Annotated in this window: 7 protein-coding genes; 4 read left to right on the top strand and 3 right to left on the bottom strand. The window is 57.6% G+C overall.

What is annotated here, in order from left to right; genetic code table 11:
* The first annotated feature begins 15 nt into the window (after window positions 1-15).
* Entirely contained in the window at window positions 16-1929 is a 1914-nt protein-coding gene (locus tag NSS64_RS25065) for a YVTN family beta-propeller repeat protein (protein WP_341141919.1), read from the top strand.
* A gap of 53 nt (window positions 1930-1982) precedes the next feature.
* Complete coding sequence (locus NSS64_RS25070; RefSeq protein ID WP_341141920.1) at window positions 1983-3938, top strand: YncE family protein; 1956 nt, start codon at window positions 1983-1985, stop codon at window positions 3936-3938.
* Between the two features lie 47 nt (window positions 3939-3985).
* Here the strand turns inward: NSS64_RS25070 and NSS64_RS25075 are convergent, their stop codons facing one another.
* Window positions 3986-5737, bottom strand: coding sequence for a tetratricopeptide repeat-containing glycosyltransferase family 2 protein (locus NSS64_RS25075; RefSeq protein WP_341141921.1), 1752 nt, complete (start codon window positions 5735-5737; stop codon window positions 3986-3988).
* Entirely contained in the window at window positions 5734-6174 is a 441-nt protein-coding gene (locus tag NSS64_RS25080) for a hypothetical protein (protein WP_341141922.1), read from the bottom strand. Before NSS64_RS25080 ends, NSS64_RS25075 begins: the two co-directional genes overlap by 4 nt.
* A gap of 522 nt (window positions 6175-6696) precedes the next feature.
* On the opposite strand from NSS64_RS25080, the gene NSS64_RS25085 reads away from it, so the two are divergent.
* Both NSS64_RS25085 and NSS64_RS25090 read left to right on the top strand, forming a co-directional pair.
* Window positions 6697-12333 carry a hypothetical protein gene (locus tag NSS64_RS25085; protein WP_445667851.1) on the top strand — a complete coding sequence of 1879 codons (5637 nt, stop codon included), beginning with the start codon at window positions 6697-6699 and terminating at the stop codon, window positions 12331-12333.
* The gene (locus NSS64_RS25090) at window positions 12330-13943 is read left to right on the top strand and encodes a hypothetical protein (protein ID WP_341141924.1); all 1614 of its coding nucleotides are present in this window, start codon (window positions 12330-12332) and stop codon (window positions 13941-13943) included. Before NSS64_RS25085 ends, NSS64_RS25090 begins: the two co-directional genes overlap by 4 nt.
* A 153-nt stretch (window positions 13944-14096) precedes the next feature.
* Here the strand turns inward: NSS64_RS25090 and NSS64_RS25095 are convergent, their stop codons facing one another.
* Window positions 14097-15941, bottom strand: coding sequence for a glycosyltransferase (locus NSS64_RS25095; protein WP_341141925.1), 1845 nt, complete (start codon window positions 15939-15941; stop codon window positions 14097-14099).
* Window positions 15942-16047 lie beyond the last annotated feature (106 nt).

Consider the following 16047-nt stretch of genomic DNA (forward strand, 5'->3'; position numbering starts at 1 on the left):
AGGGGTTGTGCACACGTGGATGAGATTATGAAAAATCAATATCTTATATCGCCCGCGCTAGCCGATTCTACAGGAATCACGGGACCGACAGGGGAAACTGGGGATCCTGGAGATGAAGGTGACCCGGGCAGACCCGGGCACCGGGGGCACCAAGGTCCTACAGGAGAAACTGGCGCTACTGGGGCTACGGGAGCAACCGGTCCGACCGGTCCCACCGGTCCGACAGGAGAGACCGGGGTTACCGGAGCTACGGGAGCAACAGGCTCCACCGGACTCACAGGAGAAACAGGGGCTACTGGGGCTACTGGGGCTACGGGCCCCACTGGACCGACAGGCTCTTCCGGAACTCAAGGACCCGTGGGAGCCTTGGGGGCAACAGGATCTACAGGGTCCGCCGGTGCTCGCGGAGCGACTGGGCCTTACAGCTATATTAACAATGCCCGCTCTTCAACGGCGGTGCCGCTACTGCTCTCCGCTACTGCACCCTGGATGACCATAAATACAGTTCCCTTCCTGTATTTGAAGAACAATCAGGCAGTTAAGATCGACGCCTCCTTCCTTCTATCCTGGGACAGTGTGAATACAGATGCCACCTCTTTAAGTATTGAGTACCAGCTGCTGCGGAATGGAAATATGATCTATAAGAGCTTGAGTACCTACGGCTTTTACACCAACAGTAAGATGAACAACAAGGAACTGATCGATCTGTTCTATGTGGATGCGCCCGGCAGCGGGGCCTATACGTACTCCCTGCAGGTTCGCACTACGGGATTCTCTAATGTCCAGAATACTTTAAAAATACTGGAAACGGATATGGCTGCCGTTGCTTTCAATAACAAAAGCTTCTCCACCTATCTATATGTGTCTTACCGTCCGCAAGACAATCAGGAAAAGGGTCACGTGGCGGTGGTCGATACCCGTACCGATTCGGTCGTACAGACTATTGAGGTAGGCCGCGGACCGGGCGCAGTGGCCAAATCACCCGATGGAGCAATCCTCTATGTGGCTAACTCCGGGGATGGTACAGTTTCCCTAATTGATACCTCCACCAATCAAGTAACGGCAACCTTGCCTGTGGGGGGCAATCCAACCGCGATCGTCGTGGCGCCTGACAATTCCAAGGCTTATGTCGCCAATTCAGATTCGGGCAATGTGACGATCATTGACCATGCTGCCCGTAAAGTATTAACCACTGTCTCTGTGGGGAACGGCCATCCCTTTGCCCTGCTCGCTTCTCCCAAGAGCTGGTTTATGTTTGTGGCTACCCGGCTCGACCAAGGAGACCAAGGGGAAGTATACGCCATCTCCGTCAAGAATGAGCAAGTCATCAACACCGGCTACACCTATGACTTTGTAGAGGCCCCTCAGCGCAACCCTCTTGCCAATTCATCGGATGGCCAGACATTTCTTATTTTTCAGAGGAACCAGTTTGCACGTTTCACCTTAACAGAGACAGGGGAATTCACGCCTATTGTTCCTTATTATGTAAAAGGCTGGACCTCCGGTATCTATTTGGAGGGCAGCGACAATGTGATCTATATTATGAACTCCCCGGTCTCTGACCAGCTGGTGAAAATCCGGCTCACGGGCGGAAGCTACGATGGACCCTGGTACCTGCCCAGCTACAGGGGACAGCGGCATATTGCCTTGACTCCAGATCAGTCCAAGGTATGTGTGACCATTGTCGGCGACGATGACCAGTTCCCCGGACTGCAAGTCATTGAGACCGCAAATAATGACCAATCCCATTTCATCCAGCTTCCTGTGGCCAACCTGGTTGAGATCACCCCGGACAGCGCCAAGGCTTATGTTTCTGAGAATCAATATGTCCATCCCGTCAATATTTTGGGATATACCGCTCTGAGCGCCGTTTATATCGGAGGCAGCGTGCAAGGGATGTCTGCTGCTTATAATACGCGTTCTTCTTAACCAGGCACACATGCTCTATGAACCTGAGAGTTTAGAATAAGGAGTTGTGCAATGTGGATGATAAGCAAAGCAAGCCAATATTTACCGGGATAACCGGTGAGAATGATCAGGAAGTGATCCGGGAAGGCTCACAACCCCAAGAGGATGGAGTGGTGGGCCCCACCGGACCGACAGGCCCAACGGGGCCCACCGGATCGACAGGCCGGCCCGGCGGGACAGGAGACCCCGGTGATCCCGGACCTACCGGGCCGACCGGGCTTACCGGAATGACGGGGAGCCCTGGCCCGGATGGGCTTACAGGTATAACGGGACCTGACGGCGAAACCGGGCCTTCAGGGTCCACGGGGCTTACCGGGGTAACAGGAGCAACAGGCCGCATCAGTGGACCCACTGGAAATCAGGGACCCGCAGGGGTTACAGGTCTCAGTGGCCTTGACGGGTTTACAGGAACGACAGGTTCTACCGGTTCGAATGGTCCCAGAGGGGCCACGGGAGCCTCCAACTATATCGGTTATGCCCGGTCGGATGTGTCCATAACCTTGCCTCTTGGTGCACCTGCTCCCTGGGTGACGCTGAGTACCGTTCCTTTTCTGAGTATCGGTACTAACCAGTCTGTCAAAGTCGATGTTTCTTTTCTGCTCTCCTGGGCAAGCGGGGAAACCAGCGAAACCTCGATATCCATTGATTTTCAGCTACTCCGTAATGGCACTGAAATTTATTCCAGCAACAGCACCTTCGGCTATCTTGCTCTAAAGAAGCTCCCTTTCAAGGATCTAATCCGCTTCTTCTATGTGGATGCGCCGCCCGAAGGCTCACATACGTATACCCTTCAAGCCCGCATCAGCTCTTTCATTAACATTCAGGCAACCACGCAGGTTCTGGAAACGGATATGTCTACTATTGTATTCAACAATGTATCGCCGCCATCTTACCTGTATGTGTCCTACCGTCCTGCTGAAGATGATGGACTAAGCAAAGGTCATGTGGCCGTAGTAGATACTGCATCCAACGCCATTATCCAGACGATTGAGGTTGGACGCGGGCCTGGTGCAGTGGCCAAATCGCCGGACGGAGCCACTCTGTATGTGGTGAATGCGCAAGACAATACCGTTTCATTGATCGATACAACCACCAATCTAGTCGCTGCTACTCTGAACGTGGGGGCTAACCCGGCCGCTGTTGTTGTGACGCCGGATAATTCCAAAGCCTATGTAGCCAATTACGATTCCCGCAGCGTCACCGTTATCGATAACGTTAATCGGCGAGTTCTGGCCACTGTAGCCGTGGGGAGCGGCCATCCCTTTGCCCTGCTCGCTTCTCCCAAGAGCTGGTTTGTATTTGTGGCTACCCGGCTCGATCAAGGAGACCAAGGGGAGGTATATGCTATCTCCGTCAAAAACGAGCAAGTCATCAACACCGGTTATATCTATGACTTTGTAGAGGAGCCTCAGCGTAACCCTCTTGCCAATTCATCAGATGGCCAGATGTTTCTTATTTTCCAGAAGGACCGCTTTGCGCGCTTCACCCTTACGGAGGCAGGACAATTTACGCCTATTATTCCTTACTATGCAGACGGTTGGACCTCCGGCATCTATCTGGAGGGCAGCAATAATGTGATCTATATTATAAAGAAAACATCCTCTAACGAACTTGTGAAAATACGGATTTGGGGAGAAGGCTATGATGGACCCTGGTATCTGCCCAGTTATAGAGGACAACGGCATATTGCATTGACGCCAGATCAGTCTAAAGTATGTGTAACGATTGCGGGTGACGATGACCAGTTCCCCGGACTGCAAATCATCGAAACGGGGAACAACGATACCTCTCATTTCGTTGAACTTCCCGTAGCTTTGCAAGTTGCCATTACGCCCGACAGCACCAAGGCTTATGTTTCCGAACATCAATATGTCCATCCTGTCAATCTCCTGACCTATTCAGCGGACAATTCGGTTAATATCGGAGGCAATGTTCAAGGTATCGCTGCTGCATACAGCGGACGGTCCTGATGCTGAAGACCTCCATTCCATCTTTTTTGAGAATGGAGGCATTTTTCTCAGATAGACTGTAGCTGTTCAAGCATATCTTCAGTACACATACTGATTCTGATCTCCCGCAGCAATTGCTGCGTATCTTGCTCTATAAGCAGCGTTCCGGCTTCCTTCAAGCATACATCCGTCATATATAGCAACGTCTGAATCAGCCCTGTGCAGGCCTGCTTGTTCTGTATGGCACGGGGTTCCCGGTGAACGGCAGTTTGCCACCTCCCGGTAATGGAACGCGCAGTATGCGCATGACCATTCACCAAGGCTGCTTTGGCTGTGAATGACAACCAGGCGGCAGCAGCGTTTTCGTTATCCATGTCTTCTCCTGTAAAAGGATACTTAAGAATCTCTGCAGGAATCCCCTTCTTCATCCACAGGATCCACTGTTCCATCTCTAATTTGTGCTGCATGTTCTGCGACAGAATAGAATTGGCTGTAACGTATTGTTCCACTTCGGTCAGCTTGCCTGACAATAACAAGGCACGAAAATGTATTACTGCTTCCCCATAGGACTCTTCACCCGGACCCCGCTTGTCAAGTAAGGACAAAATCGCCGAGTAACTATCTACTTCTGTCAGAATGGCAAGGAGCGGAGACATCATTTGGGTTCCATGTAAGTTCATGTGCCGTAAAAGCAGCTGGGAAAGCTCCTCTTCCCGGTTACAGCATCTCAGCAAACGGGCAAGATCCCGCAACGCCGGGGAGAACAAGGGCTCCCAATCCAATGCCAGCGTGTATTGCTGTATGGCCTGATCATAAGCCCCTGTATGGTGCTTAAGACTACCGAGCAGCCACCGGGTAAGGAAGGTTCCGGTACCCTTGTGAGACACATAATTCACCGCCCCCCCCAGCTTAAGGGCATGGATAAACATGTCCTCTGCCCTCTTCGTGTCTCCTGTATGCAGATGAAGAATTCCAAGCCAGTGATACAGATCAGTGTAGTTATCGTACTCACTTATCCCTTCATTCGCCGCCGCTATCGCCTCATGCATTCTGTGCAGACGAAACAGACAGATGGTCTCATGTAAGTAAGATGCTGAACGGCAGGGAGAATCCTGCCGATCGTACTGGCGGCTTTGCCGGAAGAGAACAACCGCTTGTTCAAGCTCATGAGTCTGACAATAGTTCACCGCTAAATTATAAATCTGGTATGAATTGGTTGGTTCCTTTTTCAACACGCCGGATAAGGCGATTCTGTTCCGTTTTATTTTTTGTTTGGAAGCCATGCGTTTTGGATCAGAGCCGAAATGGTGGATGATCAGATCCGATTGGCCCAGAGCAGCATCAGACATGTGGGAGGCAATGCTATCAATGATTTGTTCATGTATGGCATTTCGGAACCGGTACTCCGGGCGATTCCGGAACATCCTCAATGCCGGAGTAATCATGGTCTGCCACTGCACCTGCTCATCCAAGTAACTGTGTATTTGAAATAGAATTCCTTCTATTTCGGTATGGCTCATATAACTAGTAATCAGTTCGCATCTGTACGGGTCCAAGACCTCATCCGCATCGAGGAATAGAATCCAATCGCCGGTTGCTGCCTCCAGGCTAACATTGCGCGCCTCTGCAAAATCATTCTGCCAGACATAACGGATCACTTTGGCTCCATACCGCTCCGCTATCTCTATTGTTCCGTCAGCGGAGCCCGTATCCACGATGATGATGTCGTCCGTCAGTGTTCTGACACTGTCCAGGCAACGTGGCAGTAACTCTTCTTCATCCCGAACAATCATACAAAGAGAAATCGAAGGTTTACTCATGAACGCCCTCCTCCTTGCTTCGCTATTAATTGCCGGAGTTTATGTTCAATGGCTTCCAAGTTACTGATCCTATTATGGTTATGTTGATCCTGGGAATCCGTTGCTCGCCAGCTGCGGCTTACTCCTACAGCCTGAGACAGGTGCGAAAGCGCTCCACCCAGCTTGGCAAGGGCATATAGCGGTGAGGATGGTGGAAATTGGTCAAATAAAGAAGCCGCCCGGTTATAGTACCCGGAATCATAAGCATGTACAGCAAGGGTCAGCAGCCGTTCATCCTCAATGCCTGTATCCTCAAAGCGCTGCAAGAGCGTTCGAATGGAAATAGAACGGTCTTCCGGTCCTGAAAAAAAGGCAGTTATCTGACCTTCATGTTCCTGGCGAACATTTACATTTGACAAGATAAGCACTCCTTCATGTTCAAAATCCGTAACATCCATATACCTTATGCAACCCCATAGACTTTGGAGAGAATTAATCGTATCAAACCACGTTATGGTTGTATTTAAGCAGTCTCAGAATAAACTTTCCCTACAGAGTTGAATATGAATCCGGCTGCAATTACTGATCTCATGTTCAAGAAACTCAGCGTATTAAGGCGTCTTGGAAGGAGTGATATTGTGTGTAATCTTGAGACGATTACAAGACCTATAGGAGTAACGGATACTATTATTTTAGCAAGTACTGCGGATACGGGGCCTACGGGACCGACCGGAGCTACGGGAGCGACGGGGGCTACGGGGCCTACTGGAGTAACAAATCGCGGGATTACCGGCAGAACGGGAGGTACGGGAGCGACAGGAGCGACAGGGTCGACGGGAGCGACAGGGTCAACGGGAGCGACAGGGTCGACGGGAGCTACAGGGTCGACGGGAGCGACAGGGTCGACGGGAGCTACAGGGTCGACGGGAGCTACAGGGCCAACGGGAACTACGGGAATCTCGGGGACTACGGGTCGCTCGATTACCGGCAGAACTGGAACTACGGGTGCTACCGGACCTACGGGGGCTACTGGCGAGACCGGCGCTACCGGCGAGACCGGGGCTACTGGTGAGACCGGCGCTACTGGTGAGACCGGGGCTACCGGTGAGACGGGAGCTACTGGCGAAACGGGGACCACTGGGGAGACCGGAGCTACTGGTGAGACCGGGGCCACTGGGGAGACCGGGACTACCGGTGAGACGGGGGCTACTGGCGAAACGGGCACCACTGGCGAGACAGGAACTACTGGCGAAACGGGGGCTACTGGCGAGACGGGAGCTACTGGCGAAACGGGGACCACTGGGGAGACCGGAGCTACTGGCGAGACCGGCGCTACTGGCGAGACCGGGGCCACTGGTGAGACCGGGACTACCGGTGAGACGGGGGCTACTGGTGAGACCGGGGCTACTGGCGAAACTGGCACCACTGGCGAGACAGGAACTACTGGCGAAACCGGGGCTACCGGCGAGACTGGGGCTACTGGCGAAACCGGGGCTACTGGTGAGACCGGAGCTACTGGTGAGACCGGGGCTACTGGCGAGACTGGGGCTACTGGCGAGACGGGGGCCACTGGCGAGACCGGGGCTACTGGCGAGACGGGGGCCACTGGCGAGACGGGGGCCACTGGCGAGACGGGGGCCACTGGCGAGACCGGGGCTACTGGCGAGACCGGGGCTACTGGCGAGACCGGGGCTACTGGCGAGACCGGGGTTACTGGGGAGACCGGGGCTACTGGTGAGACTGGTGCCACTGGCGAGACGGGTGCCACTGGCGAGACCGGGGCTACCGGGGAGACCGGAGCCACTGGCGAGACGGGTAGTACTGGCGAGACGGGTGCCACCGGGGAGACGGGTACTACCGGCGAGACGGGTGCTACTGGCGAGACCGGGACTACTGGGGAGACGGGTACTACCGGCGAGACGGGTGCTACTGGCGAGACCGGGACTACTGGCGAGACCGGGGCTACTGGCGAGACCGGGGCTACTGGCGAAACCGGAGCCACTGGGGAGACGGGTAGTACCGGGGAGACCGGGGCTACTGGTGAGACCGGGGCTACTGGGGAGACCGGAGCCACTGGCGAGACGGGTGCCACCGGGGAGACCGGAGCCACTGGCGAGACGGGTACTACTGGCGAGACCGGCGCTACTGGCGAGACCGGAGCCACTGGAGCGACGGGTACTACCGGGGAGACCGGGACTACCGGCGAAACGGGTGCCACTGGCGAGACCGGGGCTACTGGCGAGACGGGTACTACCGGGGAGACGGGTGCTACCGGGGAGACCGGGGCTACTGGCGAAACCGGCGCTACTGGCGAAACCGGCGCTACTGGCGAAACGGGGGCTACTGGTGAGACCGGGGCTACTGGTGAGACCGGAGCTACTGGTGAGACCGGAGCTACTGGTGAGACCGGGGCTACCGGTGAGACCGGCGCTACTGGCGAGACCGGGGCCACCGGGGAGACAGGCGATACTGGCGAAACGGGCACCACTGGCGAGACGGGAACTACCGGCGACACCGGGGCTACCGGCGACACCGGGGCTACCGGCGACACCGGGGCTACCGGCGACACCGGGGCTACCGGCGACACCGGGGCTACCGGCGAGACTGGCGCTACCGGCGAGACTGGTGCCACCGGGGAGACGGGGGCTACTGGCGACACCGGAGCTACTGGCGACACCGGGACCACTGGTGAGACCGGGGCTACTGGCGAAACCGGAGCTACCGGCGAGACGGGCGCTACTGGCGAAACCGGGGCTACTGGTGAGACCGGGGCTACTGGCGACACCGGGACCACTGGTGAGACCGGGTCTACTGGCGACACCGGGACCACTGGTGAGACCGGGGCTACTGGCGACACCGGGGCTACCGGCGAAACAGGAACTACTGGCGAGACCGGGGCTACTGGCGAGACGGGCGCTACTGGCGAGACCGGGGCTACTGGTGAGACCGGGGCTACCGGTGAGACGGGCGCTACTGGCGAGACCGGGGCCACTGGCGACACCGGGACCACTGGTGAGACCGGGGCTACTGGCGAGACGGGCAGCACTGGTGAGACCGGAGCTACTGGCGAGACCGGGGCTACTGGCGAGACGGGCGCTACTGGCGAGACCGGGGCTACTGGTGAGACAGGAACTACTGGCGAAACCGGCGCTACTGGCGAGACGGGGGCTACTGGCGAAACGGGGGCTACTGGTGAGACCGGGGCTACCGGCGAAACAGGAACTACTGGCGAGACCGGGGCTACTGGCGAAACGGGGGCTACTGGCGAAACGGGCACCACTGGCGAGACAGGAACTACTGGCGAAACGGGGGCTACTGGCGAGACCGGGGCCACTGGCGACACCGGGACCACTGGTGAGACCGGGGCTACTGGCGACACCGGGACCACTGGTGAGACCGGGGCTACTGGCGAGACGGGCAGCACTGGTGAGACGGGGGCTACTGGCGAGACCGGAGCTACCGGTGAGACCGGCGCTACTGGCGAGACGGGCAGCACTGGTGAGACGGGGGCTACTGGCGAGACCGGAGCTACCGGTGAGACCGGGGCTACTGGCGAGACGGGCGCTACTGGCGAGACCGGGGCTACTGGTGAGACAGGAACTACTGGCGAAACGGGGGTTACTGGCGAGACTGGAACTACTGGCGAGACGGGGACTACCGGTGAGACGGGAGCTACTGGTGAAACCGGGGCTACCGGCGAAACGGGAGCTACTGGCGAAACCGGGGCTACCGGCGAAACAGGCACCACTGGTGAGACCGGGACTACTGGTGAGACCGGAGCTACCGGTGAGACCGGCGCTACTGGCGAAACCGGGGCTACCGGTGAGACGGGCGCTACTGGCGAGACCGGAGCTACTGGTGAGACCGGGGCTACCGGTGAGACGGGCGCTACTGGCGAGACCGGGGCCACTGGCGACACCGGGACCACTGGTGAGACCGGGGCTACTGGCGAGACGGGCAGCACTGGTGAGACCGGAGCTACTGGCGAGACCGGGGCTACTGGCGAGACGGGCGCTACTGGCGAAACCGGCGCTACTGGTGAGACAGGAACTACTGGCGAAACCGGCGCTACTGGCGAGACGGGGGCTACTGGCGAAACGGGGGCTACTGGTGAGACCGGGGCTACCGGCGAAACAGGAACTACTGGCGAGACCGGGGCTACCGGTGAGACCGGAGCTACTGGCGTAACGGGGACCACTGGTGAGACCGGAGCTACTGGTGAGACCGGGGCTACTGGCGAGACCGGGGCTACTGGTGAGACCGGGGCAACTGGCGACACCGGGACCACTGGTGAGACCGGAGCTACTGGTGAGACCGGGGCTACTGGTGAGACCGGAGCTACCGGCGAGACTGGAGCTACCGGCGAGACCGGAGCTACTGGGGCGACGGGTACTACTGGCGAGACGGGAGCCACTGGTGCAACCGGAGCTACTGGCGTGACCGGGGCTACCGGCGAGACTGGGTCTACTGGCGAAACCGGGGCTACTGGTGAGACCGGGGCTACTGGTGAGACTGGGGCCACCGGCGAGACCGGGGCTACTGGCGACACCGGGGCTACCGGCGAGACCGGGGCTACTGGTGAGACCGGGACTACCGGTGAGACCGGAGTTACTGGCGAGACCGGCGCTACTGGCGTAACGGGGGCTACTGGTGAGACTGGGGCCACTGGTGAGACGGGAACTACCGGTGAGACCGGGGCTACTGGTGAGACTGGGGCCACCGGCGAGACCGGGGCTACTGGCGACACCGGGGCTACCGGCGAGACCGGGGCTACTGGTGAGACCGGGACTACCGGTGAGACCGGAGTTACTGGCGAGACCGGCGCTACTGGCGTAACGGGGGCTACTGGTGAGACTGGGGCCACTGGTGAGACGGGAACTACCGGTGAGACCGGGGCTACTGGCGAGGCCGGGGCTACTGGCGAAACGGGGGCTACTGGCGAGACGGGGGCTACTGGCGAAACGGGGGCTACTGGTGAGACCGGGGCTACTGGTGAGACGGGGGCTACTGGCGAAACGGGGGCTACTGGCGAGACCGGGGCTACTGGCGAAACCGGGGCTACCGGCGACACCGGGGCTACTGGCGAAACCGGCGCTACTGGCGAGACGGGGACCACTGGTGAGACCGGGGCTACCGGTGAGACGGGCGCTACTGGCGAGACCGGGGCCACTGGCGAGACCGGAGCTACTGGCGAGACCGGGGCCACTGGCGAGACCGGGACCACTGGTGAGACCGGGGCTACTGGCGAGACGGGCACCACTGGTGAGACCGGGGCTACTGGCGAGACGGGGGCTACTGGCGAAACGGGCACCACTGGCGAGACAGGAACTACTGGCGAAACCGGGGCTACTGGCGAGACGGGAGCTACTGGCGAAACGGGGACCACTGGTGAGACCGGGGCTACCGGTGAGACGGGGGCTACTGGCGAAACCGGGGCTACCGGCGACACCGGGGCTACCGGCGAGACTGGCGCTACCGGCGAGACTGGTGCCACCGGGGAGACTGGGGCCACTGGTGAGACGGGAACTACCGGTGAGACCGGGGCTACCGGCGACACCGGGCCTACCGGCGAGACTGGCGCTACCGGCGAGACTGGCGCTACCGGCGAGACTGGTGCCACCGGGGAGACGGGGGCTACTGGCGACACCGGAGCTACTGGCGACACCGGGACCACTGGTGAGACCGGGGCTACTGGCGACACCGGGGCTACTGGCGAAACGGGGGCTACTGGCGAGACGGGGACTACGGGCGAAACGGGTGCTACTGGCGTAACAGGTGCTACTGGCGAGACCGGGGCTACCGGCGAAACCGGGGCTACTGGTGAGACCGGAGCTACTGGTGAGACCGGCGCTACCGGTGAGACGGGGACTACCGGTGAGACCGGGGCTACTGGCGAAACTGGCACCACTGGCGAGACAGGAACTACTGGCGAAACCGGGGCTACTGGTGAGACAGGAACTACAGGTGAGACGGGGCTACCGGCGAAACTGGCACCACCGGTGAAACCGGGACTACTGGCGAGACCGGCGCTACTGGTGAGACCGGGGCTACTGGCGAGACGGGAGCTACGGGTGCGACGGGAGCCACTGGCGAGACGGGGGCTACTGGCGAGACCGGCGCTACTGGCGAGACTGGCGCTACCGGGGAGACAGGCGCTACCGGCGAGACTGGTGCCACCGGGGAGACTGGGGCCACTGGTGAGACGGGAACTACCGGTGAGACGGGGGCTACCGGCGAAACTGGCACCACTGGTGAAACCGGGACTACTGGCGAGACCGGCGCTACTGGTGAGACCGGGGCTACTGGCGAGACGGGAGCTACGGGTGCGACGGGAGCCACTGGCGAGACGGGGGCTACTGGCGAGACCGGCGCTACTGGCGAGACTGGCGCTACCGGCGAGACTGGCGCTACCGGCGAGACTGGCGCTACTGGCGAGACTGGCGCTACCGGGGAGACCGGCGCTACCGGCGAGACCGGCGCTACTGGCGACACCGGGACTACCGGTGAGACCGGGACTACCGGCGAGACGGGAGCTACTGGTGCGACCGGAGCTACTGGTGCGACGGGTACTACTGGCGAGACGGGAGCCACTGGTGCGACCGGAGCTACTGGCGTGACCGGGGCTACCGGCGAAACCGGAGCTACTAGTGAGACGGGGACTACCGGTGAGACGGGGACTACCGGCGAGACGGGGGCCACTGGTGAGACGGGAACTACCGGTGAGACCGGGGCTACCGGCGACACCGGGGCCACTGGTGAGACCGGAGCTACTGGCGAGACTGGCGCTACTGGCGAGACTGGCGCTACCGGGGAGACCGGCGCTACCGGCGAGACCGGCGCTACTGGCGACACCGGGACTACCGGTGAGACCGGGACTACCGGCGAGACGGGAGCTACTGGTGCGACCGGAGCTACTGGTGCGACGGGGACTACTGGCGAGACGGGAGCCACTGGTGCGACCGGAGCTACTGGCGTGACCGGGGCTACCGGCGAAACCGGAGCTACTAGTGAGACGGGGACTACCGGTGAGACGGGGACTACCGGCGAGACGGGGGCCACTGGTGAGACGGGAACTACCGGTGAGACCGGGGCTACCGGCGACACCGGGGCCACTGGTGAGACCGGAGCTACTGGCGACACCGGAACCACTGGTGAGACCGGGGCTACTGGCGACACCGGAGCTACTGGCGAAACGGGGACCACTGGTGAGACTGGGACTACTGGCGTGACGGGGGCTACTGGTGAGACCGGAGCTACTGGCGAAACCGGGGCTACTGGTGAGACCGGGGCTACCGGCGAGACGGGAGCTACTGGTGCGACCGGCTCTACTGGCGAGACGGGTGCTACTGGCGTGACCGGGGCTACCGGAGCAACCGGGGCCACTGGCGAGACGGGAGCTACTGGTGCGACCGGGGCGACAGGGGCCACAGGCGTGACCGGACCTACTGGGGAAACGGGCACCACCAGCGAAACGGGTGCTACCGGCGAAACCGGAACCACCGGGGAGACTGGGGCCACTGGCGTGACCGGACCTACTGGCGAAACGGGCACCACTGGCGTGACAGGAGCCACTGGTGGAACGGGTGCTACTGGCGTGACAGGCACCACTGGCGAGACGGGTACCACCAGCGAAACGGGAGCTACTGGTGAAACCGGAACTACTGGCGAGACTGGCGCCACCGGCAGTACGGGAGCCACTGGCGTGACCGGGGCCACCGGCGAGACCGGCATCACTGGGTCTACGGGAGAAACTGGTGCAACAGGCGTATACAGCTATGATTTTGCAAGTTATTTTGTTGATGCATCTTCAGTTATAGCTTCCGGCCCAGATACACCGCTTGGTCCTTATTCAGCCTCAGTATCGCCCACAAGAGGAACTGTCACAAACAGTGGAAATACCTTTACTCTGGCTTCATATCGCACCTTTATGATTATTTATCAGGCTACTGTACGCAGTACTTCTACCTCTGGGGGTACAATTGGGATAGAGTTGCTTCATCGGCGCAATCCTGACCCTGACTTTGATCTCTACAGTACCTCCCCTATCGCTGCTACAGTTGCATCCAATACAGAATATGTTTCCTTAACGTACACGCTTGTGTATCAGACCGATTCTGGTGGAAGTGACATACAGCTTGCCCTCATGTTTGACAATACGGAAGCTTCCGGGGAATTTGGTGATGCAGAAGTGAATAGTGGACTTATTACTTTCGTAGCTATCGGGTAAGTCATACAACAACAAGCACCTCGCATTCCCGTTGGGATGCAGAGGTGCTTGTTTCTGCTGCGTCAGCAGTTCAGAAGAAATAAAAAGACCCATGCATGAAGCATGGGCCCTACGATATCTCTCTAGCACTCAATAAGTAATAGCAATTGACATTCATTCATGAACCGGGATTCGTGCAGTTAAATCCTGCTCCTCTTTCTTTAAAGCAGCAAATTTTTCTTCATAGTATTTTTTATTGAGCAGCATGCTGGGGTGTTCAGGTTCATAAGCCAAGGCCTGGTTATTATGGTCATTTGCCTTTTCATATTGTCCCAGCTTGTCATAGCATAAGCACAGGTTCAAGTGTGGCAGCCACGTCCAGGCGTTCTGCTCCACAAAAGCCAAGGCACTATCAGGCTTCGGTAAGGAGGTAGCCAACTCATACCAGAAAATCGCCTGCTCCAGCTGTTTGGGCTGTTGATCATAAAAGATATTTCCAATTCGGCAGCAAGCCTCCGCACGCGGTTTGTCATAATTCATAGTTCGAAATAAGCTTTGGAATGCTTTTTCCCGCTCGTACATCCGTATGTAACAAGCAGACAACTTCAAGCATGCTGCAATCTGATCCTCCACCCAGCCTAATCCCGTAGCCAGATATTTTTCATAATACTCCACCGCTTCTTCAAAAAACAGATTATCCCGGAGCTCATTGCCAAAATAATAGAGATCCCGGATAGAAAATTCTTTACCGGCTGCCTGATGTCTGCGGTATATCTGCAAATTCCGGTCCGTGTATTCCTTCTCCTTATGGTGGGTCACCGCAGCATCAGAATGGATCACATTTCCATATACATTCAAATACTCATGGACCGCACCATACCATTGGTAATTCCGTTCGCGCTTGACAATCCGGTTCCGTCTCAAGCTGAAGGTAACCTTGCCATTGGGATTCACACCAATATTGTAGGGCATAGTTACACTATCAATAGTCGGATTCAATGCACGGATCGTTTGCCGCAGCAGCTTCTGGTCTTCCTCCAGAATAATATCATCCGCATCCAGCCACATGATATAATCCATGGTTGCTTTGCTGAAGGCATGATTTCGCGCAGCGGCAAAGTCGTCGATCCATGGAAAATCATAAATTTCCGCCCCGAATTCCGCAGCCACTTCTTTGGTTCTATCGGTTGATCCCGTGTCCACGATTATGATTTCATCCATCAGATCCTTTATGTTGGGCAGACCACGCTGTAACGCATCCTCCTCGTTTTTGGCAATCATACATAAACTGACGGTTACACTCCGCCCCTCCCGGATAGCTCTGGAATGGTGCGGATATCTTTGTTTATAGGCCTGCACCCCATCCAAATCGGTCTCGCGATAGATATGATAGGCCGGATAATGGGTATCCACATATAAAGTCAATCCGAGTGCCGCACTACGTACACAAAAATGGCGGTCCTCCCCCCAAAGCGAAAGATTCGGGATTTTTTTGAAACCCACCCCGGCGTTCAGTGCGTGCTTGCTAATTAAAGTACACGCGCCAAGGCCCCCCACTTCATATAATCCGGGCACCCGCAATTTGTGCAAAAACTCCGAGGTTCTCTTCCGGATTACCTCATCTTCCAGCTTTCCACCTTCACGCATTTCATACAGTGTATAGTGGTCTGACACCCAGACTTGCGGCATTTCCGGACTGTTCGGTTGCCACTTGGTCCAAAAAATGGTTGATACAATATCCTTCTCCGCACTTATCAGATGCTCCAACGTATCGGGATGAACAACCAGATCAGAATCAATTAAAAACAGATAGTCAAATTCATGGGACTTTGCATACTCAATGATACCGTCCTTCATCCCTGCTACTTTCCATACCAGCTCATCCGGCCAGTAATGGGTTTTGTCGTTACGGACATATCGCCCGGTAGTTATTTCATAAGGCATAACATGAGTTTGCCCCTGCTGTTGCGAGAATTCATGCAGTAAATCCTTAGCAGCTTGGTCCTCATTATCATCCACGAAATAATATTCAATATGAATATTCTCGGTCCTCAACTCATCCAGGGAGTCCAGGAATTCCTTAAGGATAGCAGGCTTCTGGCAGATCGGACTGCCAATTAGAATC

This window comes from Paenibacillus sp. FSL H8-0122, from assembly GCF_038005345.1.
GTDB lineage: Bacteria > Bacillota > Bacilli > Paenibacillales > Paenibacillaceae > Paenibacillus_AQ.